The organism is Agaribacter flavus (genome assembly GCF_042646125.1).
Taxonomy (GTDB): Bacteria; Pseudomonadota; Gammaproteobacteria; order Enterobacterales; family Alteromonadaceae; genus Glaciecola; species Glaciecola flavus.
In genome coordinates this window covers 50,891-66,970 of record NZ_JBHRSW010000047.1, presented here as the reverse complement: position 1 = coordinate 66,970, position 16,080 = coordinate 50,891, and the positions used below count along the sequence as shown (strand labels likewise).

Below are 16,080 nucleotides of genomic sequence, written 5' to 3'. Positions count from 1 at the left end.
CACTTTTTGTTACAACAATTATATTGATCTTGTCGCAATACTTGGCGATAAATTGGCTGCGCGTTTTGCAGGTAACACGACAGACAGAAGACTGACTAGCAAGACCGCAACTGCAGTCACCAAGATATACAGATTATTCAGCTCTGGCAATGAATATTCACTAAACAACACCCACCCCAAGTAATAGGCTCCCGTCGCGCCAAACACCAACCCGAGACTGCAAATGATACCGTTTTCGACTAAAAAGTACTTAACAATTGCCGATTTACGCGCACCCAGTGCGCGACGAGTACCAATTTGACGGGTACGTTTATTGATATTGAATACGGTCATACCAAAAATGCCTAAAGCGGTAATGAGCACCAACACCACAATCAGTACAAGTAACATCCTTAACATCAGTAAATCAGAAGCATTGTATTGTGCTTTCGATTCATCCATACCAAGCATATTGATCACCACGCGCTTGTCATATTGTGCCAATATCGCATCTTCGATTGATTTCATTACCGCCGCTCTATCGCCAACTGCGGTTCTGACTGCTACTTTTTGATACGCACGAGCTTCCACACGAGGAAAAATAACAAGGTTGTCTGGACGTGTATCTCGTAACCAAGGACCTTTCATTTTGTCAACAATGCCGATAATTTCAACACCCGTATTACCAGAATAAAACACTTTGCCAATCGCACTTTCATCGGGGAATAATTCTTCCGCAAACGTGCGACTGACGACAGCAACCGACGCCAAGTTTTGTGGGTCATTTGTTACGATAACGTCTTCTGGGCGAAAAACTCGTCCTTCCGACACATCGATACCCAAGGTATTGAAAACGTGCTCGTCCCCCGTTGTATAAGCCGCTCTGACATTGCGATTTTCCGTCGAATCTTGCTGAGCTTCCTGCGGCAAGGTATTGAAACCGCCTGCAGAACCACTTCCAGACAAAGGCACAGCAGCCATAATGGCGGCATCGACCACACCCGGAATAGCGCGAATCATGTCCTCTGTCTCTTCAAACAAGGTAGACAAATCAATGTCCTTACCAAAGGTAGTAATGGCAAAAGAGAAAACCTCCTCTTCAGCGTACCCAGTTTCTTGATTGAGATACGTGGCGCGATCATAAATGATAAAAGCGGCGTTGCTGATAATAGCGGTGGTAATGGTAATTTGGATCATTAATAGTATTGCCCCTACCTTAGCGCGTCTAAGTGCACTTAAAATAGGCTTTATTTCCGATATAGCGCTGTACATATGAAGGCTCTCCTATTGTGTTTTTAAGCAAATGGCGGGATTCGTTCGGCACACTAGCCAAGCAGGGTACATACCTGCAATAAGGCAAGCCCCAATAGCAATAGACGGTGCCGCCAACAACATCGAAACATCCATCGTGGCTAGAGCACTGTAATAACTATAAGTCGCCCTCACCCCCCACAAACCCAGCTGCGCAATACCTATTCCAATCACACCACCGATGAAGCCTAATAAACCCACCTCAACCAAGTGCTGGAAAAAAACCTGTCGCTTGCTTGCGCCTAGAGCCCTACGCACTCCTACTTCAGGCACACGACGCAAAAATTTGCCTAATAGCAAACCCAAAATATTGGCCAAACAGACCACCAAAAACATAAAGCTGGCACTGACTAAAATACGGTTGTCCTCGGTGACCACCTTATTGTATTCCATCCATTCAGTTAGATTTCTGAGAGCAAATTTGACTTCCTCCCGCTCAAAGCGCCCGAGGGTGCCCTGCTCCCTTAAGTAGTCAGTTAAAAACGCACGATATTCAGCCTCTTCTTCGGGCGTATCTAATTGCGCCCAAAATTGTAACCACACCAATTCTGAATTCAGCTCGTCTTCAAATGAGTTAATCTCCTCATACTTCCAACCATTTGAGTTTCCCCAAGTCTGGGCTTTAAGCACAGGGATTAAGGTGATAGGGATCACGGCATTTTCTGCTCGATTAAACGCACCATTGGTCAAATCATAAAATTTTACGTGATAGTCAAAATCTTCGTAGACGCCCACAATCTTAAATACATGGTCATCAAAATATACGTCCCTACCAACTGAGTCGCTCGTGCCATATAGGCGCTCACTCATTGAGCGACTTATAACGGTCACATAAGCAGCCCTGTCTTCTTGATCTGCACTCCAACTAGAACCGTGAATAAATGAAAATTCAAACATGTTGAAAAATACGCGTCCCGTCATTCTCACGCTTTCAATAAATGGCTTAACCTCGGGTGAATTTAAATTCACAGAAAAACCCGTTCTCATGGAAGGTGTCTTAATCCTAGGTATTTCAGCGCGGTAGAGATTCATCGCGTCTTTGTAGGTCATTTGATGAGGCAAGTTGTCTTCTGTCCACCACTGTGGGCCTTCATCGCTGGTGTTTAACTGTGGGTGAAACAACTTGCTACTTTTGTGCGGCATCGGATCCATCGCCATCATGTGATAAACAGATAAACTCGTCATGGTGATCCCGATTCCAGTGGCAATCGCCAATACCATCAAGATAGTCACCATGGGTGTGCGCTTGAAGCTACGCCAGCTTAAATCAAGGTAGTGAAGAAACATGTTTACACCTCCATGCCTGATGCGTCGGCCGTGGTTGTCGGGCTTTCTTGTTCAAAGCGCTGAGGGGCTTTGTGTTGATAAAGTGTGAAGTCGGCAATTTGACCGTCGACGACTTGAATATTTCGAGGGGCGCGACGAGCCAGCTCAGGGTCGTGCGTGACCATGATGATTGTAGAACCATTGCGATTTATTTCTTCAAGTAATTCCATGACTTGGCGCGCCATTAAGCTATCAAGGTTACCGGTGGGTTCGTCCGCTAACAAAAAGCTGGGTTCACCGGCGAGCGCTCTTGCAATCGCCACCCGCTGTTGCTGCCCGCCAGAGAGCTGTTGGGGTAAATGTTTGGCTCGGCTGGCTAGGCCCACTTTTTCTAAACACGCTTCGATCCGTCGCTTGCGCTCAGATGCCTTCACTCCGCGATATCGCAAAGGCACTTCGACGTTTTCGAATAAATTTAGATCTGGAATAAGATTAAAACCCTGAAAAATAAAACCAATTTTTTGATTTCTTAAATCCGCTCGTTGATTGTCGTTGAGCTTGCCAACATTGACACCGTCTAGAATAAATTCACCACTACTAAAGGGCTCTAGCATACCGGCAATGTTCAAGAATGTAGTTTTTCCAGAACCCGATGGACCGGTAACTGCAATAAACTCGCCTTCATTGACCTCCAAGTTAAAATCTCTTAACGCATGAGTTTGTACTTTTTCTGTTTGGTAAACTTTACTTATGTTATTCATCGTCAACATAGCTTCTTGTCCTTATTGATTCGTAAATGGCTTAATTAGTCTCTGAGCAAAACAGTATCTGCTTCTTCAAATTGTTCGTAATTGGATATGATGATTTGGTCGTTTTCGTTGAGGCCACTGAGGACTTCAACCTCTCTCATGCTCGAAGCACCCAAGCTTATTTCGACGCGACTGGCGATATTGTCTTCAATTTTGTAGGCAACGTGTCCACCCGTTTGCATAAAGCTTCCTCTTCGCACTTTGAGCACATTACCTTTGTTTTCAAGTAACACGCGACCCGTGATTTGTTGGTTTTGCCGAATATTGGGCACATCCTCCTGCTCAAAACGCACGCGAGTAGTCACTTCTCTATTCGTCACTTCAGGAGAGATGGACGCTAAGCGCCCTATGATGCGTTCGTTGCCTATTCTGATCTCGACAGGCAACCCTACACTCAACTCGTTCGCGTAGCTTTCAGCAACATCAAGTTCAGCCTCATAGGCACTTAAATCAACCAAAGTCATTAATGCAGCATTTTTGGTCACAAGTGCACGAGGCTGTACCAGCAAATTCCCAACCACGCCATCAACCGAAGCCAGTATCGTTAGCTCATTAATTTTTCGCTCTAACTCTTCTACCACTAGTGCTTGGGTAGAAACCGTACTTCTCGCACTCTCTAATTCGAAAGCCAAGGTATCTTTGGCCAACTCTACTTCTTGTTTAGCGTGCTTGAAATTGAGTTTTGCACGCGCAAGGTCGTCGACCGCTTTTTCTAAATCTATCTGACTAATTAAGTTGTCCACAATGCTCGCCTGTGCACGGCGGTTCTCTCGTTCTGCTGCATCTAAGTCGACTGAGGCTAAGTCCATTTGTTTGGTCAATTGCAAGGTTTGTCGTCTGGCATCTAGCTCTTGACGTGCTAGTTCACCTTGTAGTCGATTTAACTCGGAACGTTGTTGCTTTAGCTGGTTTTCAAGTTCTGGACTGTCCACCACAGCCACGGATTGCCCTTTTTGCACTTGATCGCCTGCTTTAACTAACAAATTTACAAAACCCTGTTCAGGGGCATAAACTTGCGGCGCATTTGCAGCCACTATTCGACCGTTAGCACTCACATCACGGATAAGTTCACCGCGTTCCAACGCGGCTATTTGCACAGTCAAACGATCCACCGACATATTTGCCTTCGGTTGCGTAATAATTGCATTCGCCGCAAACGCGACGACAAGCAGAACGGCAAAGCCGATGCCTAGTTTTCGCTTGGATATACCTTGGCTGGGTATTTCCACATCTTGTGCACTGGTATCTTTAATCATGTCAATCAGCCTTGGCAAAATATTCTCAATGTCTACATACTGCTATGTGAGAGCGGTAAATCACTACGATAAGTCACTACTCTAACAAAGCCAAAACCATGCCACACATAAGCCATTGATATTATTAATTAATCTCATTTCATGCCTACACGAAAAGTGTCCGCGGACATAAAAGTGTCCTATGCGGACACTTTTTGTCGCCATGTTCCCACTACATGTTGATGTGCAATAAAAAGTGTCTAGAAAGTAAACAGGTATCATGTTAGGTTTATTAACTTGCATGTTGGCCTTTGTTGTATTTAGGACACAAATCAATAGGGGGCTACTGTGAGTAACCACATTGCCAGTAAAAAAATAATCAGCAGATACCTTCTGGTTTTTTGCTTCTATTTCTTCTTAGTCGGTAAAGCTTATTCTCAAACCGTCAACACGATTAACATCGGCGTAATGTCACCCATACTGGGTGGCTCCCGAGACGCAGGCGAAGCGCATGAGCTATGGATACGCACCGCGCTGAGCACGCAACAAAAACTCGTGACCAACAAAGGCATTTACGAAATCAACTTAGTCATGAAAGATACCGAGTCAAGGGAGAGCGACGAATATTGCCATGAACAAGCCAAAGAATTAGTTGATCAAGACAATGTCGTCGCGATTATTGGTCCCGTCTCTAGCGGTTGCGTAAAGTCCGTGCTCAAAGGCGGTGTAGAAGTGCCCATTATCGCTACTCTCGCATCAGCGACCTCATTGAACGATGAGCGAAGTCCATGGTTTTTTCGTGCAAACGGTTATGATCGCATTCGTATTCAAAAACTCTGGCACTATGTCGATCGCCAAACCGTCGCAAACCAGAACTATCGCTGGTTTGTATTGCACGGCGATTCCAAATATGGCTTAGGCTTAGTAGAAGACCTACGGGAAATGGTAAATGGCGCCGTAGAATTGGAAACCCTTAATATCAGTAGTGACTCAAGTCAAAAAGTCTTGTCCCCCGCTCTGCGAGAAGCACTCTTAAACAATGATGTACACCACAACTTTTTTATTTTGGGCACAAGCGATCGGGTGATAAGAGCAATTAAGGAAATTACCAGTATTGCCGCTGAGCACCCGCTGGCACACAGCATATATACAGTTGGTTCATCGTTTGAATTGCTCCGCCATAGCCCGCCTTCTCTTGTCACTGTCGGAGAAATGCAGTTTGATTTGTCACAAAATAGCCGCTTAAAACCCGAATTAGAACGTTTGCAAGAACAAGCCAAAAATTTAGAAAAGTCACTATTTCCAACGACGTATCAAGCTGCTCGATTTATTGTTCCAGAAGCACTACGACGCGCAATAGATAACACCGACTCGCTTGGTGATTTAGGTAATTTACGCGAACAAATTCGTCAGCAACTCGAAATAGGTGAGTTCAATTCCCTGCAACCTCCAAAAATGGTGAGTTTCAACGATGGTAACATGTCTGATGTCTTCGAATTCCCGATATATGGCATCGCCGCCAGCTTTGCATCGCTGGCGAATGACAAAGAAAATTTAGCGTGGATAGAGTTTTACAACAGCGAAACAGAATTCAATTATCTGGAATCCCCGATTAAAACTACGTTCATAGCACATGGCCTAGAGAACAATACTGTCGATATTCAGCTGCGTAAAGGCAATAAAACGGTGCAACAACGGCGTATACTCAATACAAAAGATGGCCAAAAGCAAGAAGTCACTTTTCATGTCTATACCCCCGGTAACTACGAAGTTTATTCCACTACCGCTAGCTTTCCCAAATTTGCCGAATACAAAGTCAGTTTTTCACCGTTCTATCTGATTTGTCTGTGCGCGGCATTTTTAGCCGTGTTTATGAAGCAAAAAATAACTAAAATGACTTGGGCCTATCGCTTGGAGCTATTGTTTGAGGGCGGTGTAACCGGATTAGCTGTCGCCTTTGTATCCACTTATATTCAGTATTCTGTTTTGCCATTTACCGCTTCAGACTGGAACATCATTAACGGTGTTTTGTATGGCTTCGTTGGCGGTTGGTTTGGCCCCATGCTCATTACCTCACTCACCAGTCGAGTATTGCCGGGCAAATAAAAACGCACGGTGGGATTGTACTGGGAAAGTTGCCCTCTGTTGTCGCAAAATTTATTTTTCACGGATGAAAAATGAAAGCGTATATGGATATACTCGCTGTGGTTTTGCGACAACAGAGGGCGACTTTCCCAATATAATCCTACAGAGATAAAAACGGTCTTATCTATTAAAACCGCTAGAGCTTATCCAGTGCCTACGGTATGATTTGTGGATGCTGTAGACTTTTGTCTAGATTACGAGCGCAGTCAAAAGGAATCAACTTTGCAAAAGATAGATTGGTGGGGCGGTTTAAAAACCGCACTTGTTATTGGTTCAATCCTTACTCTCATAAATCAATGGAATGGAATAGTTGGCGATTCGCCGATAAACCTTATCTCATTATTACTCACCTATTTAGTGCCCTTCTGTGTATATCAATACGGGCGATTGAAAAACGCAAAAAAGCAAGCCCAAGCAGCTCATACAAAAGCCGCCGCACAAGCTGAGTTGTATTCGCAAATACAGCATCAGCTATCCGCGCATCTCGAAGCCTTGACTGACTTGGGTACAACGGTATCGAGCGTTGCAAAAAATGTAAATAAAGCCTCAAAAGAACGCGCGCACATGGTGTCAGAGTCAAAATCCAAAGCACAAAGTATTAAAGACAATGCCAACGAAATTGACGCAATGAATCGCTCAAGTAGTCAACACGTATCGACTCTCGATACCTCATATCAGGCGTTAAGTGAAAGGGTAAGTAAGTTAATTGCAATCGTTTATCAGGCTGAAGCGTGGACACGCTCAATGTCCGAAACCACGCAACAATTTAACACCGAATTTAGTAAAATATCTGCAATGACAGACACAATTTCGGATATATCAGCGAGCACTAACTTACTGGCTTTAAATGCGGCAATCGAGTCTGCTCGAGCAGGGGAAATGGGGCGAGGATTTTCTGTTGTCGCCGACGAAGTAAAAAAGCTCGCCATTGAATCAGGTGTAAACGCCGCAGCGATTAGTCAACAAGTCAGTAACTTAGCAAAAATGGAAAGCCACATTAGAGACGAGGCAGAAAAATTTTCCCATAACTTGCAATCGACACTGAATGAAACCAGTGAAAGTGAAAAAGGGCTAGAGGCAGTCACGAAAACGCTGCAACAAACAATCGAAGACTTTGAAGCCCATGTTGATGACATTCAAGAAAAAGCCCGTATGCAAATTATCGAAGTTGAAGAAATTGTCGAACGACTTGGTATTATCGAAGAAGGCGCACTAGCAGCAATAGAGGGCTCAGCCAAAAACATCGGGGTTGGGCAATCGATATTAAACGAAGCTGAACAAGCCTTAAAGGCGCTGGAAACTGAAAAGAAAAAATAGCTAGGCTAGCTACACTTTCATTAGATAATTTAACGCGCCATCTAGCGCCGCGACTTGTGCTGCAATGCAAATTTCGGGGGTGGCATTTAGGCTATCTGGATACACTTCCGTTGTCGTCACAAAAGAAGCATCAGTAATACCACCGCATAAATTCAACCCTTTTTTGTCATAACAAATTACGCCATGCTGGTGCGCATCTGAACCAATAAGTTGGCCTTTTTCGTCGGCTGGCGCAATGTGAGTCACCGACGAAACGGCATCAATAATTGCCGCTTGAAAATCAGGTTGAGCTTGTCGACTGTCGGCAACTAAATAAAAGCCGTCTGGAATCCCCCAGTTCGAGAGCGTAATGCCATCTCGGGCAGCCAAGGCCGGTCTAAACTCTGAATCATCTGTATCGGTGGTTTCATGCAAATCAATATGTGCCAAAAAAGAAAGTCCCAAACCATTAAGAAAATCCATAAGTTGCGAACATTCCGGTACCGGACTATTTGCATAAAAGGAACGGTTGGGATCTAAGGCCATAGGATTCCAGCGATTGATGGTCTCATAAGCCCAAGGACTGATGCATGGCGCAACGACAACATTAAACGCATCCAAAAATTGCGAAGCATGGTGAATCAAAAACTCACAAGCGCCTTGAACACCGCTTGTCTCGTAACCATGCACGCCACCACTTATCAATACCGAAGGCTTGTTACCGTCGATGCTTTGTGGCACAAACGCAAACAAAGGGTAAGCATGTGGCTGAGCAAACTCTTTATCATAAGGCAAATTGCCATAATTAATTTTCTTAAATTGTGGCGGTACGTCATCAAACCGACACATTACTTCCTCAAAATACGAGCGTTTTATTTTCTGTTGCGCTAGCCACGCTTTTCTTTCAGCACTTTGCCAAGCTATACCGGCTTGACCAATGGGGTAGTGAGTATTTGACATATACGATTGTTTATTTTGATCCACTCTAGGCGTAGACCTTACACAGGAACTACATGATAGGCATAAAAAAGCCTCTATTTCAAAGAATAGAGGCGAAAATAGACACTAAAACTGGCCTATATAAGTAGGGAGAAATGATCTTCAACAAATACGAAAACTTGTCTAATTCACTTCGAAAATAACTATACGCCGCCATCACTATAAATAAAAATTATAAATTAATATAAGATATGCTGATGAAACAAAATTTTAACATTAGTGCTTATGAGACGACGTTAGTTAAATGTAGACCACGCTTCCCTAGAAAAAATTCATCTAAATTTAGTAAAGTCGTAGATGCAATGTTTGCGAGTGCTTCATGCGTGAGAAAGGCTTGGTGCGAGGTTATCACGACGTTATTAAAAGTCATCAAACGTGCCAGTACATCGTCATCCATAATTTGATTAGACATATCATTAAAAAAAATGCCGCCTTCCTCTTCATACACATCCAAACCTGCAAATGCGATGTGACCGGTTTTTAATCCCTTAATCAAGGCTTTACTATCAACAAGCCCGCCCCTGCTGGTATTGATGATCATCACACCCTGTTTCATTTTCGCAATACTCACATCATCAATCAGATGCTGGGTTTCTGGTGTGAGAGGAGAATGGAGTGTAAGAATATCCGATTCAGCAATCACACTTTCAAATGAGGTATACTGCACACTTGCTTGGTTTCTGAATTGCTCGGATGGCTTGGGGTCAAAGGCTAATATCTTGCAGCCAAAACCGAGTAAAATTTCGATTACACATCGGCCTATTTTACCGGTACCAACCACCCCTACTTTTTTGTTGAACATATCAAAACCAACAAGGCCATCGAGTAAAAACTGACCTGAACGATTGCGCATATACGCTCGATGAAGTTGACGGTTTAGCATGAGCATGAGCGCCACTGTGTGCTCGGCTACAGCATGAGGAGAATAGGCTGGTACTCTTACTACCTGGATATCGAGGGCTTTGCATGCAACTAGATCAACATTGTTAAAGCCTGCACAACGCAAAGCGACACATTGAACCCCCAATCGAGCAAGCTCGCCAATTACCGCTTGATCACATTCATCATTAACAAACACACATACCGCAGTGCAGCCCCGCGCCAAAGCCGCGGTGTGCTTGTTCAATTGCGCATCAATGTATCGGAATACAAATCTGCCGTCATTCTGGCTTTCAAAGGCTTTTTTGTCATATGGTTTTGCGTCAAAAAATGCAATCTCATAGGGTACTTGTTGGCTCGTCTCCTTTGCCTTTGGGCGTGCCTTGTCTAGCAATTCAGAAATAGCTCTATAAGTGGTGACGTCCATGTCGCTGGTCGTGGCTAATCTAGCAAGCAAGGCTTCGATATGTGAATTGGGCATAAACAATCACCATATAGTTTCGTAGCACATTTAACCATTGGCTGTGTAACCAAAAAATATGGGAAAACACAGCCACAGTTGCACTTAAGCTTGCTGAGAGTATAAATGTACATCTCTTTGTGGAAAGGGGATCGTGCACCCAGCTTGTTCCAGTGCTAGCTTACCCTGCTCATGAATGTCAAAGTAATACGCCCAGTAATCTTCCGTTTTTACAAACGCGCGATAGAATATATTGACCGAACTATCTCCTAGTTCAGAAACCGCCACCACATTTGCCTCTTCCTTGATTACACGTTCATCACTGTTCATCAGCGTAGTTAAGGCGTCGCGTGCGCTTTTCATATCATCGTCGTAACTAATGCCAAAGGTCACTTCAACGGCGCGGGTTGGGCTTTTTGAATAATTGGTTAAGTTGCCATTGGACAATGGGCCATTGGGGATGACTATGATACGCTTGTCGAAGGTCTCTAACACCGTCACAAAAATACCCATTTCTATAACCGTACCACTCTCACCTTGTGCCTCAACGTAATCACCCACGCGAATTGGGCGAAATATTAACAACATCACCCCACCTGCAAAATTAGATAGGCTGCCTTGCAAAGCCATACCTACAGCTAGGCCAGCCGCACCTAATACGGCAATAAAGGAGGTAGTTTCTATGCCGACCATCGAGGCCACACTAATCACCAATAAGACTTTCAAGAGTACTTCGATTGCACCCGTCAAAAAGGTAGTCAAGGTATCGTCGTTTAAACCTCTCGCCAAAGCAGCGCCAGCCAAACGACTAATGCGAGCGATAAGCCATAGCCCAACGATTAATACAAAAATCGCCATTAACGCCTGACCACCGTATTCAACGATATATTGGATCATAAGCTCTGAATATTGTTCAACATCTTCAAACATGGTTTTTTCCTTTTTAAGTGGATCGAACAAACAAACATGCGAGTATCTTTATGTTATACCTCCACAAACGATGAAAACATCTTTTTTTGGAAAATACCCTTTATTCCTCACTTTGGAATTAAACGTGTAAATTCACCCTCCATTGCCGCAAAATTTATTTTTCACGGAAGAAAAATCAAAGCGTATATGGATATACTCGCAGCGGTTTTGCGACAAAGGAGGGTGAGCTTCCACGTCCAGTCCTGCCGTGCTTTATTCGTGATATGCTTGCAAAATACCAGCATCAACTTTATTGTGATGGATGCAAAGCGCATTCTCTGCAATGTGCCTCTGTAGCTGACATATTGTACTGCTGTACTATATTCAAAAAGTTATACAAAAAGGCATTGATACAATAACCAAAAAATGACAAGCAAAAATCAACATAAATCATGCCAGTACAACTACGCTTGTGCCGAGTGCGACTTGCTCATAAAAATGCCAAGGCACATTCCGCATCGTACCGTGTTAAGCTGCCCTAGATGTAAGCACACACTCGCGGTGGGTCACCGCAATCCCAAACACCACGTTGTGGCTGTATCGATTACGGCAATTGTTGTCATGATTATTGCGCTGAGCTTCTCGTTTATTTCTTTTTCCGCAAATGGACAAAATCGCGACATTTATTTATTACAAGCATCTTCCGAACTCTTTTTTCAAGAGTACTATTTCGTTGCGGCAATTGTACTTGCATTCATCGTGATTTTACCTGTGCTTTACCTATGCTGCCTCTCAATTATTATTCTAAATACACAGTACAATTTGAGTTTTTTATCGACGCATTTACTCGGCAGAATTGCCAGTAGTATTCTGCCTTGGGCAATGACAGAAGTGTTTTTAATCAGTGTACTTGTCGCCTTAATTAAAATTGTTTCGATGGCAGAAATCAGTCTCAATGTTTCATTTTGGGCTTATGTTGTTTTTGCTACGCTGTTTACTTATGTGGTATCGATTGTTGACAACCATAGACTGTGGCAGTGGGTAGCACAAGGAGACAATTGGTGAAACAAGAAACCCATACGTGTTACGCAAAAGGAAGCGCGGCTGAATCAGGCCTGATCAACTGCCGTATATGCCATCATTTGACCGCATGCACTGAAGATCATTGTCAATACTGCAACGCGCAAATTACTCCAAGAGTAAAAAACAGTGTGCAAATTACACTGAGTCTATTGGTGACCAGTTTTTTGTTGTACATACCTGCCAATCTGTATCCAATTATGACAACTACCCTACTTGGAGACGCTGAACCTAGCACAATTATTGGTGGCGTGGTTTTGTTTTTATCGCATGGTTCTTATTTTATTGCTGCAGTAATATTTGTTGCTAGCATCATCGTGCCATTGGCAAAAATGTTTGCACTTGCTTGGCTCTGTTACGCCGCCACTTGTCGGCACGAAATCGATAGATATGAACTCACGCGCCTTTACCGAATAACCGAGTTTATTGGTAAATGGTCGATGGTCGATGTGTTTGTAGTGGCGATATTGGTGGCATTGATTCAACTCAGCGGACTCATGTCAATTCAAGTAGGTATTGCGGCGTCTGCCTTTGCTGGTGTAGTGTTACTTACTATGTTAAGCGCTTTGAAGTTCGACACGCGTATATTATGGGATAAAGCGATACATAAATGACAGAGCAAAACGATTCAACACCCATCGGCGGTGCAAATCCCGAGGTTCATGCTAAAACAAGCATTTCTAAAATTTGGTTGTTGCCGCTGATTGCCGTGATCATCGGTATTGGCATGGTATACAACGACTGGCAAAATCGCGGTGTGATGATACAAGTGATGTTTGAAACAGCCGAGGGACTGGAGTCTGGTAAAACGGTACTGAAAAGTCGAAATGTAGAAATCGGTCGAGTCAAACGCGTCGGTTTCAATCACGATAAAGCGCATATTTTAGTAGATATTGAAGTACAAAAAGACATGGCTGCTTTTATCGTTGAGGACAGTCAGTTTTGGGTTGTTAGGCCTAGAATAGGCGCGAGAGGCATTACTGGGATCAGTACTCTGCTATCAGGTGCTTATATCGAAGTATCCCCCGGCAAATCGACTGTCGAACAGTATGAGTTTGTCGGATTAGAAAATCCCCCCGTAACCCCAAGTAATGCCGATGGCATTCATTTACGTTTGGTATCGCAAGGCAGTGAAACGCTGAACATAGGCAACCCTGTTTTGTATCGCGGTTTTGAAGTGGGCGCAGTCGAATCAAAATCCTACGATGATCTGGAAGAAGAAGCGCATTACGATATCTTTATTAACGCGCCTTACCACAACCTAGTGACGGAAAACACGGCGTTTTGGAATGTGAGTGGTTTTCAACTATCAATGACCGCAGAAGGCGTTAGCTTTGATGTCGCATCCTTAGATGCACTATTTAATGGCGGTGTGGAGTTTGGCTTACCCGATGGCGAAAAACCGGGAAAAGGCGTTCCACAAAATTACTTATTCACCATTTATGACAGCTTAGAAAGCATAGAAGAACAAAAAGACTATGCGTTCATCGAATATGTAATATTGGTAGAAGATTCGGTCAGTGGCTTGTATAAAGGCGCACCTGTTGAGTATCGCGGCATTCGGGTTGGAACGGTTAGCCAACCTTATATGAAGTTCTTGGAAATCGCCGAAATCAGTGGCTACGGTGAAGAAGAACGCATTCCTGTTGTGGTAAAAATTGAGCCCGAAAGACTACTTGGAAAAGAACTCGGCTCTCTACAAGACTTTCAACAAGTATTTGATAACTGGATTAAAGGCGGCCTAACCGCCTTCGTGGAAAGTGCAAACCTTGTTACGGGAAGCCTAAAAATAGGATTGGCACCCGGTGAGGAAACAAAGTCTGAACTTGAGTATTTTGGTAGGTTCCCTGTTATTCCCGCTTCGATTGGCGGTTTTGAAAGCATCACGCAGCAGCTGGAAAGTATTTTAGCAACCTTAAATACTCTGCCGTTTAAAGAAACCGTAGACAATGTAAATACCCTGATTGATAGCACGGATCAAACCATTCAATCTGCAGGGCAAGCGATCATCACCGCCGAGACTACAATTAAACGCGCCGATAGTACTTTAATATCCTTAGAGCAAACACTAAGTGAATTGCAAAAAAGCTTAAAAGGTGTGCAACCTAATTCAGACATATACTTGTCTTTACAGGGAGCAATTACTCAACTAGAAGCCACACTAAATGACGTACGCCCCTTGGTTAAGGAAGTCACAAACCAACCTAACTCTCTTATTTTTGGTAAGCCTACAGTTAAAGACAAAGAGCCTCATAGTTTCTCAAACGCTGCTGCGGAAGAAGGAAAACAATAAGCATGAACAAGCCCACAAACGCCTCCTTACTTCCGTCACTGATTCTACTGGCAACAATTTTTTGTGGTTTGGCCGCCTGCTCTTCAGCACCCTCGTCTGATTTACAACAACACTATTATGTGTTTGACGCCAACCCTTTGCCTCAAGTGAATCGCATTCCTGACAATGCTAACGTTATTGAAATACGCTCAGTTAAACTGCCGCGATATTTAAATGGTGACCAACTTGTCATGCAAGCAAAGGATCATCGCTTCATTAAAGCCAATTATCACAGTTGGGCAGACAATCTACACGCAGCGATTAAGCGTGCTTTAATCAATGATATTAATCAATTAGAGGGCAAATACTTTGCCGTAAACAGTTGTGAAAACTGCAAGCAGCTTAGTGTGTACATAGAACACTTCTATCCTAGCGAAGAAGGTCTACTTTTGTTGTCGGGTTATCTAGCAGTCACGCAGCCAAACGGTGTTAGCTCTATTCGTCACTTTTATAACAAATCGCAATTACGTGAAGCAGGCTATGCCAATGCCGTCAAACAAATGCGTGAACAAATACGCGTGTTGGCGTCTGAAATAAACCAAACGCCATAGAAGATTTATAGTTAGCTTAATTAAAGTACTTTAAATCGTCTTAGAACTGCGGCAAAAAACAAACTGCTTACCGCAAATAAAGGGATACTGCCACCAGACGATCCGCCACCGTCATTGCCCGTTGTGGGCGGCGGGCTAGGTGGATTGATTCTTGTATTCTCAATCGGCGTAATATCGGGGTTGGAATCAACAACGTCATTCACAATAACAATGTCGGTAACGATGACTAAATTGTCGCCGCCTACCGCTACACCGTTATTTGCATCTGCCTGCGTGAAGTTACGGACAGGTAATTCACTGAATACTCCCCCTTGCGAAAATATAGGTAAGGCCGCAATAGCATCGACCACCTCCATCCCATCGCCAATAACTTGCCCAAACACAGTAAACCCACCGTTTTGTACATCTAAATTTGCACTGTTGTCGTTTAAGTTAATAAACCATTGAGAGGTCGCACTGTTTGGATCGCCACCTAATTTGGCCATGGCGATTGTCCCCCTCACATTAGAAAACTCTGGCTCGTTGATCACGGGTGGATTGGTGGGTATCGGGTCAGGAGGCACAGTGCCATTAAACGCAAAACCACCAGACTGAACAATAAAGCTAGGTACTGAACGGTGAAAAACAGTATTAGCGTATGTGCCGGAATTTACATACAGCAAAAAGTTATCGACCGTTTCTGGCGTCGCTTCGTCAAATAGCGCGACATTAATATTGCCCAACACCGTTTGGATTTGTACTTCAGTCGCATTAGTATAGCTATGCAATCCACTTGAGCCTATAACTAAGGCTGACAACAAAATATTTTTGATTTTTTTCATGATTGGTT

At 43.7% G+C, this 16,080-nt stretch carries 14 protein-coding genes; 6 read left to right on the top strand and 8 right to left on the bottom strand.

Annotated elements, in window-relative coordinates:
- Positions 1–18: 18 nt before the first annotated feature.
- From ACFOHL_RS15970 to ACFOHL_RS15955, 4 genes are read right to left on the bottom strand one after another with little or no spacing between them, the layout of a single operon-like run.
- Positions 19–1,239: an FtsX-like permease family protein gene (locus ACFOHL_RS15970; RefSeq protein ID WP_376921378.1), complete on the bottom strand. Its 1,221-nt coding sequence runs from the start codon at positions 1,237–1,239 to the stop codon at positions 19–21.
- A 24-nt stretch (positions 1,240–1,263) separates the two neighbouring features.
- Positions 1,264–2,577 carry an ABC transporter permease gene (locus tag ACFOHL_RS15965; protein WP_376921235.1) on the bottom strand — a complete coding sequence of 438 codons (1,314 nt, stop codon included), beginning with the start codon at positions 2,575–2,577 and terminating at the stop codon, positions 1,264–1,266.
- A 2-nt stretch (positions 2,578–2,579) separates the two neighbouring features.
- Positions 2,580–3,326 carry an ABC transporter ATP-binding protein gene (locus ACFOHL_RS15960; RefSeq protein WP_376921234.1) on the bottom strand — a complete coding sequence of 249 codons (747 nt, stop codon included), beginning with the start codon at positions 3,324–3,326 and terminating at the stop codon, positions 2,580–2,582.
- Between the two features lie 35 nt (positions 3,327–3,361).
- Positions 3,362–4,621 (bottom strand): efflux RND transporter periplasmic adaptor subunit, encoded by a 1,260-nt coding sequence (locus ACFOHL_RS15955; protein ID WP_376921233.1) that lies wholly within the window; start codon positions 4,619–4,621, stop codon positions 3,362–3,364.
- A gap of 327 nt (positions 4,622–4,948) precedes the next feature.
- On the opposite strand from ACFOHL_RS15955, the gene ACFOHL_RS15950 reads away from it, so the two are divergent.
- Positions 4,949–6,706, top strand: coding sequence for an ABC transporter substrate-binding protein (locus ACFOHL_RS15950; RefSeq protein WP_376921232.1), 1,758 nt, complete (start codon positions 4,949–4,951; stop codon positions 6,704–6,706).
- Between the two features lie 261 nt (positions 6,707–6,967).
- On the top strand, positions 6,968–8,062 hold the full coding sequence (gene nrtS, locus ACFOHL_RS15945; protein WP_376921231.1) for a nitrate/nitrite transporter NrtS: 1,095 nt from the start codon (positions 6,968–6,970) through the stop codon (positions 8,060–8,062).
- Between the two features lie 9 nt (positions 8,063–8,071).
- Here the strand turns inward: nrtS and ACFOHL_RS15940 are convergent, their stop codons facing one another.
- From ACFOHL_RS15940 to ACFOHL_RS15930, 3 genes are all read right to left on the bottom strand, one after another.
- The gene (locus ACFOHL_RS15940; protein WP_376921377.1) at positions 8,072–9,001 is read right to left on the bottom strand and encodes a M14 family metallopeptidase; all 930 of its coding nucleotides are present in this window, start codon (positions 8,999–9,001) and stop codon (positions 8,072–8,074) included.
- 262 nt (positions 9,002–9,263) lie between these two features.
- A complete protein-coding gene (locus tag ACFOHL_RS15935; RefSeq protein ID WP_376921230.1) occupies positions 9,264–10,400 on the bottom strand; it encodes a 2-hydroxyacid dehydrogenase in 1,137 nt (378 codons plus the stop codon).
- 84 nt (positions 10,401–10,484) lie between these two features.
- On the bottom strand, positions 10,485–11,309 hold the full coding sequence (locus tag ACFOHL_RS15930) for a mechanosensitive ion channel family protein (protein WP_376921229.1): 825 nt from the start codon (positions 11,307–11,309) through the stop codon (positions 10,485–10,487).
- A 477-nt stretch (positions 11,310–11,786) separates the two neighbouring features.
- On the opposite strand from ACFOHL_RS15930, the gene ACFOHL_RS15925 reads away from it, so the two are divergent.
- Genes ACFOHL_RS15925 through ACFOHL_RS15910 form a run of 4 tightly spaced genes read left to right on the top strand, consistent with a single transcriptional unit; the run spans position 11,787 to position 15,251 of the window.
- Positions 11,787–12,353, top strand: coding sequence for a paraquat-inducible protein A (locus tag ACFOHL_RS15925; protein WP_376921228.1), 567 nt, complete (start codon positions 11,787–11,789; stop codon positions 12,351–12,353).
- The gene (locus ACFOHL_RS15920) at positions 12,350–12,982 is read left to right on the top strand and encodes a paraquat-inducible protein A (RefSeq protein ID WP_376921227.1); all 633 of its coding nucleotides are present in this window, start codon (positions 12,350–12,352) and stop codon (positions 12,980–12,982) included. The genes ACFOHL_RS15925 and ACFOHL_RS15920 overlap by 4 nt, the downstream gene beginning before the upstream one ends.
- Positions 12,979–14,661, top strand: a complete 1,683-nt coding sequence (pqiB, locus tag ACFOHL_RS15915) for an intermembrane transport protein PqiB (protein ID WP_376921226.1) — start codon at positions 12,979–12,981, stop codon at positions 14,659–14,661. Before ACFOHL_RS15920 ends, pqiB begins: the two co-directional genes overlap by 4 nt.
- Before the next feature lie 2 nt (positions 14,662–14,663).
- Positions 14,664–15,251 (top strand): PqiC family protein, encoded by a 588-nt coding sequence (locus ACFOHL_RS15910; RefSeq protein WP_376921225.1) that lies wholly within the window; start codon positions 14,664–14,666, stop codon positions 15,249–15,251.
- 20 nt (positions 15,252–15,271) lie between these two features.
- Here ACFOHL_RS15910 and ACFOHL_RS15905 read toward each other — a convergent pair whose 3' ends face one another.
- Positions 15,272–16,072 carry a peptidylprolyl isomerase gene (locus ACFOHL_RS15905; RefSeq protein ID WP_376921224.1) on the bottom strand — a complete coding sequence of 267 codons (801 nt, stop codon included), beginning with the start codon at positions 16,070–16,072 and terminating at the stop codon, positions 15,272–15,274.
- Between the last annotated feature and the right edge of the window lie 8 nt (positions 16,073–16,080).